The organism is Vibrio sp. SCSIO 43086, from assembly GCF_051132235.1.
Classification (GTDB): domain Bacteria; phylum Pseudomonadota; class Gammaproteobacteria; order Enterobacterales; family Vibrionaceae; genus Vibrio; species Vibrio diabolicus.
The window spans coordinates 593,804-609,228 of sequence record NZ_CP072677.1; the positions used below are offsets into that span (position 1 = coordinate 593,804).

A 15,425-nucleotide genomic window follows, 5' to 3' on the forward strand; every position below is an offset into this window, starting at 1 on the left:
AATGCATAAATAGTGCTTAATTTATGAGTGTTTAAACACAATAAGCAAGGCAGGGGAGAGCGTCAAGCAAAAAAATAGCGCCTTTCGGCGCTATTTCCTCAATCTGGTCAGTTTACTCTTCTTCTTCCACTAGCTCAGGCTTATTTGCACGTCGAGCTTCAGGTTTGTGGGTCAGCTTGTTCAATTGTCGTTCTAGTTTTTGCTCCACTTCGTTGATAGCTGCGTAAAGATCTTCGTGAGTTGCTGAGGCAATGAGCTGGCCTTTAGGAACTTTAATAACCGCTTCGAATTTCTTCTGTTTGTTTGGTTCCTCACTGAAAGTTGCTTGGCAACCAATTAGGTCTACTTGCCATTTCTCCAGTTTTTTAAACTTGCTCTCAATATGAGCTCGGATTGCAGAGGTGATTTCGATGTTTTTGCCAGTGATATTCATTGTCATAAGTGTTTTTCCTCTGTTGCATCCCTCATGGGTTGAGTTCAGATTACCGCTTTAAGTATAAAAAAATGTGACTCAGATCATTATTTTGTTCGGGTTTTTTATGATGAAAAATGAATGTGATCTCACTCAAGATCTGCTGAGATTTATCGTGAAATTGCTTGTTATCGGTTAGTAAATCCGTAGATTGGATAGAGTACTCAGCTGAAAACGTCTTCGTTTTTAGGGAAGTTTTACGACCTAATATTAGAGGTGGTTAAAATTTAACTATACGTAAAGTGTGATGACAGTCACTGAGTCTCTCAGACGAATTTATTTACAAAGCCGCTTATTGTACAAGCGGCTTTTTTGTGTCTGGCGTTTGACTGACTTTTCGTAGCGGTATCATGAAGACGGGATCCTTTGGAGCCAGTGATACCCGCTCTAGACTTTTGACCTGGTCCAAACTTTCTAGCTGTTTGTATATAACGTAATAGCGATTAATATTGGTAACGTATCCAACCGTTGAGCTTAAACTTTTCCGCATAACGACTTCCACGTTATTGAACCAAACATTAGGATCGTAGCCTTGCTGGGCTGCACGTTTACGAATTCGTTCTACATTCCCGGGGCCAGCATTGTAAGCAGCTAAGGTAAAGTAGAGTTTATTTTCCGCCGTAATAGCAGGATCACTGAAGTACTGCTTACGCAAAAATGCTAAATACTTCACGCCAGCATGAATATTGTTTTCTAGCTGCCGAACGTTTTTGATATTGATATTAGGGTCTCGAGCCGTGCTGGGTAGAACTTGCATTATGCCGACTGCACCTCGACTTCCAACGAGGTCGTTATTAAAGCCGGACTCTTTATAAGCGACGGCTGCGATCAGTAAATAGTCGATATCGTACTTCTCACCATAGCGTGAAAACAACGTAGCAAGCTTTTCTAGTTGAGCAATTTTGTTGGGGTTAAGGGCTTTGTTTAGCCAACCTGTGTTATCGATGTATTTTCCGTAAATGACGTTACCGAGCAGTGTCCCAGAACGAGATTTCTGAATAAACTTGTTCACGACGGCTTTCAAACTTGGGCTGTTTTCCCGCATTGCCCAAGCGATTTTACCATTTTCACGAATAGGGATTTCTGGGTGAGCTCGAATATCATCCATCACTTTAAGCCAAAGTTTGGCTTTATGGCTATCGAGAACAATGGCTTTGACGTAGCCGTTATTGAGCATCCCAACCAGTTCGTAGTCTTGCAGTGTTTCTTCAATAAAATGTACGACAACGGGTGGTAAGCCTTTTTTATTTAGCTTCTTATTTAGTGCTTGAATACTCTCAAAGTAGCTAGAACTGGCACGTACCCAAACCTCTTTGCCGCTCAGTTGCTCAATGTTAGTCATGGCTGGTGTGCTTTTGTTCGTGACTATCCACTCGTCAATACCAGTAAGAATGGGTGAACTAAAATCGACTTTCTGTTTACGTGTGTTGGTAATGGTCAGATTGGCGACGACTAGATCACCGGAGCCATTTTCTAAGGCTGGCAGAAGTTGGTCACGGGCTAGAGGAATAATTTGTACGTTAAGTTTCGGTTTGAGCTTACGAAGGTCTTTTTCGAAATGCGCCAGCAGTTCTGCACCTATTCCTTTTGGTGTACCGCCTTCAATGTAATAGAAGCCTAGATCAGCAGAAACGAGGACACGTAAAACATTCTTCTCTTTAATAACATCGAGGTCCCCAGTGTAAGGAGGTTGCTTGAGTGGTGATATTTGCAGTGCGCAAACGGAAGCAGACAATAAGAGCAGCATAACTGCGCATAGCTTAGATATCTTCACGTTCACATCCTTTTATAAAGGGGAGGGGAACTTTAAGCATATGTAGAGCCCCGTAGATCATCAAGCAAGGGCAGAAGACGCTATTGCGGGTAATAAAAAACCGCCACGGTATGGCGGTTTAGTTTGAAGCGGCTCAGTTACTTCACAGGGTTGAGCTCGATAAGCTTTTCAGTTCTTGCTACGGCGTCTTCCAAACCGAGTTGCTTGTAGGCCTCTAGCTGGATAGTCAGTGACTTACGTGCCGCTTCGGTGTCTGGGAATGCTTTTTGTAGCTCTTGACTGCGATTAATTGCAGCTACCCAGGCTTCACGGCGGAGGTAGAAGTCAGCCGTCGCTAAGTCATAGTTCGCTAGGCGGTTTTTCAGCGCAACCATGCGTTTTTGTGAATCTTGTGCGTATGGGCTGTTCGGGTAGCGTTGAAGCAGTTTTTTGAAGTCATCAAACGCTTTTTTTACTGGCTCAGGATCGCGATCGCTTCGATCTACGCTGAACAAATCATGCATAAAGTTACGATCTTGCGCCATATGGCTTAGGCCGCGCATGTACAGTACCCAGTCCATTTTTTCATGGGTTGGGTTTAAACGCATAAAGCGAGAAATGGTTGCCAAGCCCAAAGCAAGGTCGTCGTTTTTGTAGTACGCATAGATTAGGTCAAGCTGCACCTGTTCTGAGTAGGCACCGAATGGGTAACGTGAGTCTAATGCTTCCAGTTTCTCAATTGCAGAAAGCCAATTACCACTTTGAAGAGAAATCTGTGCGTCTGCATACAGTTCCGAAGGCGGCACATCAGGAACGATTTCTTCTTTGCTTGCACATCCAAACAGAAGGGATACCGCTAAAAGGCCTGTTAAAGTCTGACGTTTCATATCAGGAGTCTGTTCCTTGAATCTAAATATTTCTTAAGCTGCCGTTACTTTCTTTCCAGTAACAGATACAATGACGTAATAGTCTATTTTTTCACAGTCGTGAGCATTAGTCTCACAGTTTTTAAAAAAGTTCGATATGGCTCAGCAGATTGTATTAACAAATACCGTAAAAGATAGCCAGTTAGGTCAACGTTTAGACCAAGCTATCGCCGAATTATTCGCGGACTTCTCTCGCTCGCGCCTGAAAGAGTGGCTGCTTGATGGGAAAGTTCAAGTTAATGGTGAAGTTGTCACCAAACCTCGCACCAAAGTAATGGGTGGCGAGGAAATTACATTGCAAGCCGAGTTAGAAGATGAAGAACGCTGGGAAGCGCAAGATATTCCGTTAGATATCGTTTTTGAAGATGACGATATTATCGTTATCAATAAGCCTCGTGACTTTGTGGTTCACCCAGGTGCCGGTACGCCAGATGGTACGGTACTTAATGCGTTGTTGCATCATTACCCTGATATCGCAGAAGTACCTCGTGCAGGTATTGTGCACCGTCTGGATAAAGACACAACGGGTCTGATGGTGGTGGCGAAAACCGTTCCTGCACAAACTCGTCTGGTTCGCGCACTGCAAAAACGTAATATTACTCGAGAGTACGAAGCGATCGCTATTGGTCGTATGACAGCGGGCGGTAAAGTGGACCAACCTATTGGTCGTCATTCTACCAAGCGCACGCTTATGGCGGTAGCACCAATGGGTAAACCAGCGGTAACGCACTACCGTGTCGCTGAACGTTTCCGCGAACACACACGTATCCGTCTGCGTCTTGAAACGGGTCGTACGCACCAGATCCGTGTGCACATGTCTTACCTCCAGCATCCGCTGCTCGGTGATATTGCATATGGTGGACGTGCTCGCATCCCGACAGGTGCTTCTGAAGAGCTAACGGCAATGATCCGTGGCTTCGATCGCCAAGCATTGCACGCCGTAATGCTACGCTTTGAACATCCAATTACGGGAGAAGTACTTGAGTTCCATGCCCCTGTGCCTGATGACATGGTGGCGATGACTGAAGCGCTTCGTCAAGATACGGAAGAGCACGGTTTACCGGAAGAGTTCTAAGATGAAGACAATCATTCCGAATTGGCGTGCGCCTAAAAATGTCAAAGCTTTTGCCTCAACACGCATAGGCGGTTTTTCGACAGGCCCTTATCAAGGGCTAAATTTAGGTACTCACGTTGGGGATGATTTGTCTTTAGTAGAGAAGAACCGAGCTTGGTTGGCGCAGCAGGCGAACATGCCCAATGCGCCAATCTGGTTAAACCAAACACATTCGACTGTTGTGGCTCAAGCAAATGAACCAACAACACAAGTGCTTGATGCGGACGGTGTATTTACTTCTTCAAGGCATGTTGTTTGTTCAGCAATGACCGCCGATTGTCTACCTGTATTATTGACTAATACACAAGGCACGCAGGTCGCTGCCGTTCATGCAGGGTGGCGCGGCTTAGCAAATGGTATTGTCGAAAATGCATTAGCGTTGTTTTCAGGTGAAGTGATAGCGTGGCTTGGGCCTGCTATTGGGCCTGAAGCTTTTGAAGTCGGTGAAGATGTTCTGCAAGCTTTTGTTGATGTCGATTCTCTGGCACATCAAGCTTTTATGCCACGAGAGGCTAAAGGTAAATGGTTGGCTGATATGTCAAAGCTGGCAACGCAACGTCTAAATCGAGCTGGTGTGACACAAGTGTTTGACTCTGGACTTTGTACTTACCAAGATAAAGCCTCTTTTTATTCGTATCGCCGTGATGGTAAAACTGGTCGGCAAGCCACCTTTATTTGGATTGAAGATTAGTTATAAGCACTAAAGTGCCAAGATGCATAGTGCTATTTTTGCAAAGCTATCTTTATTCATTCACTCCCTTGAAATTCCTCCTCTGAGTATCCATCTTTCTAACTGTCAAAAGAATTTCCTTTAGTTGAGGTTAGGAAGGTAGATATGCGTCTTGATCGATTCACAAGTAAGTTTCAAATCGCTATCTCTGATGCTCAATCACTAGCGTTAGGGCGCGATCATCAATATATCGAGCCAGTTCACCTCATGGTGGCTTTGCTTGACCAAAATGGCAGTCCAATTCGTCCATTGCTTACTATGCTGGATGTGGACGTAACGCATTTACGCTCTAAATTGAGTGAAATGCTAGATCGATTACCAAAAGTCAGTGGCATCGGTGGAGATGTACAGCTCTCTAGTTCGATGGGCACGTTGTTTAACCTGTGTGACAAAGTGGCGCAAAAGCGTCAAGACTCCTATATCTCGTCTGAAATCTTCCTGCTTGCTGCTTTAGAAGATCGCGGACCATTGGGGCAATTACTCAAAGAGATCGGTTTAACAGAGCAAAAAGTTAGCCAAGCAATCGAAAAGATCAGAGGTGGTCAAAAGGTTAATGATCCGAATGCAGAAGAGCTTCGCCAAGCATTGGAAAAGTTCACCATTGACCTTACCGAGCGAGCAGAACAGGGCAAACTGGATCCGGTTATCGGCCGTGATGATGAAATTCGCCGTACCATCCAAGTATTGCAGCGCCGTACTAAAAACAACCCTGTGATCATCGGTGAACCTGGCGTAGGTAAGACCGCAATTGTTGAAGGCTTAGCTCAGCGCATTGTCAATAATGAAGTGCCAGAAGGTTTGCGTGGTCGCCGTGTGCTGTCATTAGATATGGGAGCACTGGTTGCTGGTGCTAAGTACCGTGGTGAATTTGAAGAGCGCTTGAAGTCGGTATTGAATGAACTCGCTAAAGAAGAAGGTAATGTCATTCTGTTTATCGACGAGCTCCATACTATGGTTGGTGCGGGTAAAGGTGAAGGTTCAATGGATGCGGGGAACATGCTCAAACCTGCATTAGCCCGTGGTGAACTGCACTGTGTTGGCGCAACAACACTGGATGAATATCGTCAGTACATCGAAAAAGATGCGGCGTTAGAACGTCGTTTCCAAAAAGTGCTGGTGGATGAGCCGACCGTTGAGGATACCGTGGCGATTTTACGTGGCTTGAAGGAGCGGTATGAGCTTCATCATCACGTTGAAATTACTGACCCAGCGATTGTTGCAGCGGCGAGTTTGTCACATCGTTATGTTTCTGACCGTCAACTGCCAGATAAAGCGATCGACTTAATCGACGAAGCGGCTTCAAGCATTCGTTTACAAATTGACTCTAAGCCAGAGTCATTAGATAAGCTTGAACGTAAAATCATCCAACTTAAGATTGAGCAACAGGCGCTTAGTAACGAGCACGACGAAGCGAGTGAAAAGCGTTTGAAAGCGCTTAATGAAGAACTCAATGAAAAAGAACGTGAGTACGCTGAACTAGAAGAGGTTTGGAATACAGAAAAAGCCGCACTTTCTGGCACTCAACATATTAAGTCTGAGCTTGAACAAGCTCGTATGGATATGGAGTTTGCTCGCCGAGCTGGTGATCTAAACCGCATGTCGGAACTTCAATATGGTCGTATTCCTGAACTTGAGAAGCAGTTAGATCTTGCAACCCAAGCGGAAATGCAGGAAATGACACTATTGCGTAATAAAGTAACCGACAACGAGATTGCAGAAGTACTTTCTAAGCAAACTGGCATCCCAGTATCCAAGATGCTAGAAGCGGAAAAAGAGAAACTACTTCGTATGGAAGACGTACTGCATAATCGTGTGGTAGGGCAAAGCGAAGCGGTCTCTGTTGTATCGAATGCCATTCGTCGTAGTCGAGCTGGGCTTTCTGATCCAAACCGACCAATTGGCTCCTTCTTATTCTTAGGTCCAACTGGTGTAGGTAAAACAGAGCTTTGTAAGACACTTGCGAGCTTTATGTTCGACAGCGAAGATGCGATGGTCCGTATCGACATGTCTGAGTTCATGGAGAAACACTCAGTGGCAAGATTGGTTGGTGCGCCTCCAGGCTATGTCGGATATGAAGAGGGTGGTTACTTAACGGAAGCGGTTCGTCGCAAGCCGTATTCGGTAATTTTGTTAGATGAAGTAGAGAAAGCGCATCCGGATGTATTTAACATTCTGCTGCAAGTTCTCGATGATGGGCGTTTAACGGATGGTCAAGGTCGTACTGTTGACTTCCGTAATACGGTGGTGATCATGACATCGAACTTGGGTTCATCTCGTATCCAAGAGAATTTCGCAACGTTAGACTATCAAGGTATTAAGAGTGAGGTAATGGATGTGGTTAGCAAACACTTCCGTCCTGAGTTCTTGAACCGTGTTGACGAAATCGTGGTGTTCCATCCACTTGGTCAAGAACACATCAAGTCCATCGCTTCTATTCAATTAGAACGTTTGGCGAAACGACTAGAAGAAAAAGGATATCAACTAGAGGTTTCTGACAAAGCACTCGATTTGATCGCTCAAGTTGGTTTCGACCCTGTATATGGTGCGCGTCCTTTAAAACGCGCAATTCAACAGAATGTCGAGAACCCATTAGCCAAATCGATTCTTTCTGGTGAAATTGTTCCAGACAAGAAAGTGCAGCTAATCGTTACTAATGACCAAATTCGTGCCCATCAGTAATTGCACGGATACAATAAGAAATGGGATAAAAATCACATTCAAGGGGCCGTTTGGCCCCTTTTATATAATGTTTTAGAGTCTTTTGCCTGTTTTCTATACGAATGAACTAAAAAGGTGAGTTTTTTTTAAAAATGCACTTGTGTTCCTTAATGAACGCCCTATAATGCGCCTCCGTTGTCAAGGGAAAGCAAGTTAAGCGACGTCTAGACAACAAGGCCAGTGGGTTAAGAATTAACTCGCAGATAAATAACTTAAAAAAGTGTTTGACACGATAAGTTATCTAGCTAAAATGGCCGTCCACTTTGAAGAGAAGTTCAAAGTGTGCTCTTTAAAAATATAGACCTATCAATCTGTGTGGGCACTCGTTGATGATAATCCAATTAGAAGCTTCGGCTTCAAATTAGGTTTCAATGATACGAAGTGACCATTGAATCTTCGGATTCAGCACAGTCAATTCAAACATTACTTTAGCTATTTATTAGCAAAGGAATGTTCAGTATTCATTGAGCCGAACAAAATCTTAAATTGAAGAGTTTGATCATGGCTCAGATTGAACGCTGGCGGCAGGCCTAACACATGCAAGTCGAGCGGAAACGAGTTATCTGAACCTTCGGGGAACGATAACGGCGTCGAGCGGCGGACGGGTGAGTAATGCCTAGGAAATTGCCCTGATGTGGGGGATAACCATTGGAAACGATGGCTAATACCGCATGATGCCTACGGGCCAAAGAGGGGGACCTTCGGGCCTCTCGCGTCAGGATATGCCTAGGTGGGATTAGCTAGTTGGTGAGGTAAGGGCTCACCAAGGCAACGATCCCTAGCTGGTCTGAGAGGATGATCAGCCACACTGGAACTGAGACACGGTCCAGACTCCTACGGGAGGCAGCAGTGGGGAATATTGCACAATGGGCGCAAGCCTGATGCAGCCATGCCGCGTGTATGAAGAAGGCCTTCGGGTTGTAAAGTACTTTCAGTCGTGAGGAAGGCGTTGTAGTTAATAGCTGCATCGTTTGACGTTAGCGACAGAAGAAGCACCGGCTAACTCCGTGCCAGCAGCCGCGGTAATACGGAGGGTGCGAGCGTTAATCGGAATTACTGGGCGTAAAGCGCATGCAGGTGGTTTGTTAAGTCAGATGTGAAAGCCCGGGGCTCAACCTCGGAATAGCATTTGAAACTGGCAGACTAGAGTACTGTAGAGGGGGGTAGAATTTCAGGTGTAGCGGTGAAATGCGTAGAGATCTGAAGGAATACCGGTGGCGAAGGCGGCCCCCTGGACAGATACTGACACTCAGATGCGAAAGCGTGGGGAGCAAACAGGATTAGATACCCTGGTAGTCCACGCCGTAAACGATGTCTACTTGGAGGTTGTGGCCTTGAGCCGTGGCTTTCGGAGCTAACGCGTTAAGTAGACCGCCTGGGGAGTACGGTCGCAAGATTAAAACTCAAATGAATTGACGGGGGCCCGCACAAGCGGTGGAGCATGTGGTTTAATTCGATGCAACGCGAAGAACCTTACCTACTCTTGACATCCAGAGAACTTTCCAGAGATGGATTGGTGCCTTCGGGAACTCTGAGACAGGTGCTGCATGGCTGTCGTCAGCTCGTGTTGTGAAATGTTGGGTTAAGTCCCGCAACGAGCGCAACCCTTATCCTTGTTTGCCAGCGAGTAATGTCGGGAACTCCAGGGAGACTGCCGGTGATAAACCGGAGGAAGGTGGGGACGACGTCAAGTCATCATGGCCCTTACGAGTAGGGCTACACACGTGCTACAATGGCGCATACAGAGGGCGGCCAACTTGCGAGAGTGAGCGAATCCCAAAAAGTGCGTCGTAGTCCGGATTGGAGTCTGCAACTCGACTCCATGAAGTCGGAATCGCTAGTAATCGTGGATCAGAATGCCACGGTGAATACGTTCCCGGGCCTTGTACACACCGCCCGTCACACCATGGGAGTGGGCTGCAAAAGAAGTAGGTAGTTTAACCTTCGGGGGGACGCTTACCACTTTGTGGTTCATGACTGGGGTGAAGTCGTAACAAGGTAGCGCTAGGGGAACCTGGCGCTGGATTACCTCCTTATACGATGATTATTGCGATGAGTGTTCACACAGATTGATATGGTTTAGATTTCAGAGCAAAATTGGTTCTGCATAAAATGCTGAAGCAATTTATGTGGGGCTATAGCTCAGCTGGGAGAGCGCTTCGCTGGCAGCGAAGAGGTCATCGGTTCGATCCCGATTAGCTCCACCACATACTTCTGTGTCCCGTTCGTCTAGAGGCCTAGGACACCGCCCTTTCACGGCGGTAACAGGGGTTCGACTCCCCTACGGGATACCATCTTTAAGCGCATTCAATGAGTGCTTTTAAAAATGGTTACTTCTTTGAAGTGATTAGCTCTTTAACAATTTGGAAAGCTGACAAAACAACAATTTATTGTTGTTTGTAAAGTTCTCAAAGTATTCATTTATGAATACAACTAATAACACATTCAAGTGTTCTTGGCTTTTTGTTTTCATTTTTTCTAAAAATGAAGGTAAAGAGATGAGTCCGGCAAAATCGAATGTCTCTCGCTCATTCAAATAATGAGAGACAACTTTGGTTGTTTAACATCAATTCGAAACTCCTTCGGGTTGTATGGTTAAGTGACTAAGCGTACACGGTGGATGCCTTGGCAGTCAGAGGCGATGAAGGACGTATTAACTTGCGATAAGCCCAGATTAGGTAGTAAAAACCACTTGAGTCTGGGATTTCCGAATGGGGAAACCCACTTACATAAGTAAGTATCGTTATGTGAATACATAGCATAACGAGGCGAACCGGGGGAACTGAAACATCTAAGTACCCCGAGGAAAAGAAATCAACCGAGATTCCGAAAGTAGCGGCGAGCGAAATTGGACTAGCCCTTAAGCTTTATAGGCGTTAGGTGAACAAGCTGGAAAGCTTGGCGATACAGGGTGATAGCCCCGTAACTGACGACGCATATTCAGTGAAATCGAGTAGGGCGGGACACGTGATATCCTGTCTGAATATGGGGGGACCATCCTCCAAGGCTAAATACTACTGACTGACCGATAGTGAACCAGTACCGTGAGGGAAAGGCGAAAAGAACCCCTGTGAGGGGAGTGAAATAGAACCTGAAACCGTGTACGTACAAGCAGTAGGAGCAGGCTTGTCCTGTGACTGCGTACCTTTTGTATAATGGGTCAGCGACTTATATTCAGTGGCAAGGTTAACCATCTAGGGGAGCCGTAGGGAAACCGAGTCTTAACTGGGCGTTCAGTCTCTGGATATAGACCCGAAACCAGGTGATCTAGCCATGGGCAGGTTGAAGGTTGAGTAACATCAACTGGAGGACCGAACCGACTAATGTTGAAAAATTAGCGGATGACTTGTGGCTAGGGGTGAAAGGCCAATCAAACCTGGAGATAGCTGGTTCTCCCCGAAAGCTATTTAGGTAGCGCCTCGGACGAATACTACTGGGGGTAGAGCACTGTTAAGGCTAGGGGGTCATCCCGACTTACCAACCCTTTGCAAACTCCGAATACCAGTAAGTACTATCCGGGAGACACACGGCGGGTGCTAACGTCCGTCGTGGAGAGGGAAACAACCCAGACCGCCAGCTAAGGTCCCAAATTACTACTAAGTGGGAAACGATGTGGGAAGGCTCAGACAGCCAGGATGTTGGCTTAGAAGCAGCCATCATTTAAAGAAAGCGTAATAGCTCACTGGTCGAGTCGGCCTGCGCGGAAGATGTAACGGGGCTAAGTAGTAAACCGAAGCTGCGGCAATATACTTTTGTATATTGGGTAGGGGAGCGTTCTGTAAGCGGTTGAAGGTGTGTGGTAACGCATGCTGGACGTATCAGAAGTGCGAATGCTGACATGAGTAACGATAAAGGGGGTGAAAAACCTCCTCGCCGGAAGACCAAGGGTTCCTGTCCAACGTTAATCGGGGCAGGGTAAGTCGACCCCTAAGGCGAGGCCGAAAGGCGTAGTCGATGGGAAACGGGTTAATATTCCCGTGCTTCTTACAATTGCGATGGGGGGACGGAGAAGGCTAGGTGGGCCTGGCGACGGTTGTCCAGGTTCAAGTGCGTAGGCTTAAGAGTTAGGTAAATCCGGCTCTTTCTAAGGCTGAGACACGACGTCGAGCATCTACGGATGTGAAGTCATTGATGCCATGCTTCCAGGAAAAGCCTCTAAGCTTCAGATTGTAAGGAATCGTACCCCAAACCGACACAGGTGGTCGGGTAGAGAATACCAAGGCGCTTGAGAGAACTCGGGTGAAGGAACTAGGCAAAATGGTACCGTAACTTCGGGAGAAGGTACGCTCTCGACGGTGAAGTCCCTCGCGGATGGAGCTATTGAGAGTCGCAGATACCAGGTGGCTGCAACTGTTTATTAAAAACACAGCACTGTGCAAAATCGCAAGATGACGTATACGGTGTGACGCCTGCCCGGTGCCGGAAGGTTAATTGATGGGGTTAGACTTCGGTCGAAGCTCTTGATCGAAGCCCCGGTAAACGGCGGCCGTAACTATAACGGTCCTAAGGTAGCGAAATTCCTTGTCGGGTAAGTTCCGACCTGCACGAATGGCGTAATGATGGCCACGCTGTCTCCACCCGAGACTCAGTGAAATTGAAATCGCTGTGAAGATGCAGTGTACCCGCGGCTAGACGGAAAGACCCCGTGAACCTTTACTACAGCTTGGCACTGAACATTGACCCTACATGTGTAGGATAGGTGGGAGGCTTTGAAGCGCAGTCGCTAGATTGCGTGGAGCCGTCCTTGAAATACCACCCTTGTAGTGTTGATGTTCTAACGTTGACCCCTTATCGGGGTTGCGGACAGTGCCTGGTGGGTAGTTTGACTGGGGCGGTCTCCTCCCAAAGCGTAACGGAGGAGCACGAAGGTGGGCTAATCACGGTTGGACATCGTGAGGTTAGTGCAATGGCATAAGCCCGCTTGACTGCGAGAATGACAATTCGAGCAGGTGCGAAAGCAGGTCATAGTGATCCGGTGGTTCTGAATGGAAGGGCCATCGCTCAACGGATAAAAGGTACTCCGGGGATAACAGGCTGATACCGCCCAAGAGTTCATATCGACGGCGGTGTTTGGCACCTCGATGTCGGCTCATCACATCCTGGGGCTGAAGTCGGTCCCAAGGGTATGGCTGTTCGCCATTTAAAGTGGTACGCGAGCTGGGTTTAGAACGTCGTGAGACAGTTCGGTCCCTATCTGCCGTGGGCGTTGGAGAATTGAAAGGGGCTGCTCCTAGTACGAGAGGACCGGAGTGGACGAACCTCTGGTGTTCGGGTTGTGTCGCCAGACGCATTGCCCGGTAGCTAAGTTCGGGATCGATAACCGCTGAAAGCATCTAAGCGGGAAGCGAGCCTTGAGATGAGTTCTCCCTGATACTTTAAGTATCCTAAAGGGTTGTCGTAGACTACGACGTTGATAGGCAGGGTGTGTAAGCGTTGTGAGGCGTTGAGCTAACCTGTACTAATTGCCCGTGAGGCTTAACCATACAACACCCAAGGGGTTTTGATGGACTCAATGAAAGAACATTGAATGTGTAAGAACGAGAATTAAACACAGCTTTCCGAATTATTCGATTTGCAAGCAAATCTCACCCTAAAGGGCCGCACTAAAGTGCGTTTGAATTTGCGAGCAAATTGATAAAGAATTTGCTTGGCGACCATAGCGTTTTGGACCCACCTGATTTCCATGCCGAACTCAGAAGTGAAACGAAATAGCGCCGATGGTAGTGTGGGGCTTCCCCATGTGAGAGTAGGACATCGCCAGGCTTTAAATTTTGGACACTTGCTGATTACAAGCGAGTGATACCACTGCGGAGTGGTAGTTCAGTTGGTTAGAATACCGGCCTGTCACGCCGGGGGTCGCGGGTTCGAGTCCCGTCCACTCCGCCACTTATTTGAGAGTCGTCTCATTAAACACGAACTGCAGGGGTGTAGCTCCAATTGGCAGAGCAGCGGATTCCAAATCCGCGTGTTGGGAGTTCGAATCTCTCCACCCCTGCCATATATCAAGGCTCTGACTTAGGTCGGAGCCTTTTTCGTTTCTAACGAATAGTTGTCGATATCTGATACATATTGATCTTAAGAACATATTACATCGGTGACTTAAGCCATTCTATTTCCCTTGCAATAGATTGCGTCACTAAGCTTCGGTGTATCGTTTTCCCCCTTCTTACCTCTGTTCATACTCCCATTATTCTTCGTTAGTGAGCTAGTTGATTTACTACTTGATCTATATGACGTGTATAGAAAAAGTTAGTGGTTACATTGGCTTGGATGATTACTGACTTGGTTCCTGTTATTATCATGAGTTAATGCTAATAATTAGGAAGTAAGTTTATGCCACATTTTCGATTCCGTGCTGTAGAGCCACAAGCTGTTCAGGCACTATCAAAGCCTCTGACGGATGAACTTCAGCCTCTGATGGACTGTCCGCGTGAGGATTTTACTTTTGAGTATATCTACACTACGTTTTTCAATGAGGGCGAGGTGAGTGCTGCATATCCTTTTGTCGAAGTGCTTTGGTTTGATCGTGGCCAGGAAGTACAAGATAAAGTTGCTAAGCTTATTACACAGCAAGTTCGTGGTATTGCTGGTGCGGATATTGATGTTGCAGTTATCTTTTCAGCTTTATCCCCTAAAGCTTATTACGATAATGGCGAACACTACTAAAGGCTAAAATCTATGAAGCTGAGTTTCATTGTATATTTGGGTTTATGTTTCTCAGCTTCTGTATACTCTACTCCTTGGGAGTCTGTTGCTAATCCTACCCAAAACTCTTCTTCCTCTATTGGTAGCTATGCTAACGGTTGTTTGGATGGTGCATTACCTTTGCCTCTTGATGGCGTTGGTTATCAAGTTTTACGTAGTAAAACGAAACGCTACTATGGGCACCCTAAAACGATAGAGTTTATTGAAAACCTAGCGCTTAAAGCTCATCAAAATCTCAACACAACGCTGCTTATAGGTGACCTGTCTTTACCAAGAGGAGGAAGGTTTTCTTCCGGCCATTCTAGTCACCAAACTGGGTTAGATATTGATATCTGGTTAAGACTCGCTGACCAACCGCTTTCTTATAACGAATTACAACTCCCCAAGCCAATGAGTGTGGTGGATTTAAAAGGTTATTCCATACTTAACCATCGCTGGGAGGATAGGCACTTTAAGCTGATTCGATATGCTGCACAGAGTGAGGATGTTGCACGAATTTTTGTACATCCTGTCATTAAGGAGCAGCTTTGCTCGCAAGAAGAAGGCAAAGAACGTTCTTGGTTACGTAAAGTTCGCCCTTGGTGGGGGCATCATTACCACTTCCACGTCAGGTTATCTTGTCCTGAGTCGAGTGGCTATTGTGTTGAACAAGCTCTGCCTCCCGCTGGTGATGGTTGTGGGGTAGAGCTTGCTAGTTGGGGACCGAAAGTTAAGCCTCCGTCTGCGAAAGTTATTACTAAGCCCAAGCGAAAAAAAGCGATTCCACCGCAATGCCAATCACTTATCTCTACTAACTAGAGTGACTCTATAGGTTTATATTCCCTTACGTATCTCTTTTATGAAACTGGAGAAACATCATACTTTTGTCTACAGTGAATAATACCAATACAAAAACTAACCTAATTAGTTTTGGTGACATAATATAGAAATCTAAATTAAACAAAGAGTTGTAGTATAGGTAAGTCGTAACTTCTCTGTTTAGAAAGATCTTTCGTCACGATACTTTG

8 protein-coding genes, 4 tRNA genes, 3 rRNA genes and 1 other annotated feature (1 of these 16 cut by a window edge) are annotated in these 15,425 nt (G+C 46.2%); of the genes, 12 read left to right on the forward strand and 3 right to left on the reverse strand.

Features of this window, described 5'->3' with window-relative positions:
- Positions 1 to 4 (reverse strand) — a sequence feature (Phe leader region) (it extends 118 nt beyond the left edge of the window).
- 108 nt (positions 5 to 112) lie between these two features.
- From hpf to J8Z23_RS02760, 3 genes are all read right to left on the reverse strand, one after another.
- Entirely contained in the window at positions 113 to 439 is a 327-nt protein-coding gene (gene hpf, locus J8Z23_RS02750) for a ribosome hibernation-promoting factor, HPF/YfiA family (RefSeq protein ID WP_005397484.1), read from the reverse strand.
- Between the two features lie 325 nt (positions 440 to 764).
- On the reverse strand, positions 765 to 2,246 hold the full coding sequence (locus J8Z23_RS02755) for a transglycosylase SLT domain-containing protein (RefSeq protein ID WP_434634838.1): 1,482 nt from the start codon (positions 2,244 to 2,246) through the stop codon (positions 765 to 767).
- A 137-nt stretch (positions 2,247 to 2,383) separates the two neighbouring features.
- On the reverse strand, positions 2,384 to 3,112 hold the full coding sequence (locus J8Z23_RS02760) for an outer membrane protein assembly factor BamD (protein ID WP_005385927.1): 729 nt from the start codon (positions 3,110 to 3,112) through the stop codon (positions 2,384 to 2,386).
- 136 nt (positions 3,113 to 3,248) lie between these two features.
- Here J8Z23_RS02760 and rluD point away from each other — a divergent pair, with 136 nt between their 5' ends.
- The 12 genes from rluD (at position 3,249) to mepA (ending at position 15,216) form a co-directional block, all read left to right on the forward strand.
- A complete protein-coding gene (rluD, locus tag J8Z23_RS02765; protein WP_005385913.1) occupies positions 3,249 to 4,226 on the forward strand; it encodes a 23S rRNA pseudouridine(1911/1915/1917) synthase RluD in 978 nt (325 codons plus the stop codon).
- A gap of 1 nt (position 4,227) precedes the next feature.
- Positions 4,228 to 4,956: a peptidoglycan editing factor PgeF gene (pgeF, locus tag J8Z23_RS02770; RefSeq protein WP_301659546.1), complete on the forward strand. Its 729-nt coding sequence runs from the start codon at positions 4,228 to 4,230 to the stop codon at positions 4,954 to 4,956.
- Between the two features lie 144 nt (positions 4,957 to 5,100).
- Positions 5,101 to 7,674, forward strand: a complete 2,574-nt coding sequence (gene clpB, locus J8Z23_RS02775; RefSeq protein WP_005397478.1) for an ATP-dependent chaperone ClpB — start codon at positions 5,101 to 5,103, stop codon at positions 7,672 to 7,674.
- A 522-nt stretch (positions 7,675 to 8,196) separates the two neighbouring features.
- Positions 8,197 to 9,749, forward strand: a 16S ribosomal RNA gene (locus J8Z23_RS02780).
- Between the two features lie 95 nt (positions 9,750 to 9,844).
- Positions 9,845 to 9,920: transfer RNA gene (locus tag J8Z23_RS02785), tRNA-Ala, on the forward strand.
- Between the two features lie 11 nt (positions 9,921 to 9,931).
- Positions 9,932 to 10,007 (forward strand) — tRNA-Glu (locus J8Z23_RS02790).
- Between the two features lie 299 nt (positions 10,008 to 10,306).
- Positions 10,307 to 13,196 (forward strand): 23S ribosomal RNA (locus tag J8Z23_RS02795).
- Positions 13,197 to 13,359: 163 nt separating this feature from the next.
- A 5S ribosomal RNA gene (gene rrf, locus J8Z23_RS02800) occupies positions 13,360 to 13,476 on the forward strand.
- The 16S, 23S and 5S rRNA genes sit together here with 4 tRNA genes alongside, the layout of an rRNA operon.
- 46 nt (positions 13,477 to 13,522) lie before the next feature.
- Positions 13,523 to 13,599, forward strand: a tRNA-Asp gene (locus J8Z23_RS02805).
- A gap of 35 nt (positions 13,600 to 13,634) precedes the next feature.
- Positions 13,635 to 13,711, forward strand: a tRNA-Trp gene (locus J8Z23_RS02810).
- A gap of 335 nt (positions 13,712 to 14,046) precedes the next feature.
- Positions 14,047 to 14,379 carry a DUF1904 domain-containing protein gene (locus J8Z23_RS02815; RefSeq protein ID WP_005391613.1) on the forward strand — a complete coding sequence of 111 codons (333 nt, stop codon included), beginning with the start codon at positions 14,047 to 14,049 and terminating at the stop codon, positions 14,377 to 14,379.
- 12 nt (positions 14,380 to 14,391) lie between these two features.
- On the forward strand, positions 14,392 to 15,216 hold the full coding sequence (mepA, locus tag J8Z23_RS02820) for a penicillin-insensitive murein endopeptidase (protein WP_434634844.1): 825 nt from the start codon (positions 14,392 to 14,394) through the stop codon (positions 15,214 to 15,216).
- Positions 15,217 to 15,425: the final 209 nt, after the last annotated feature.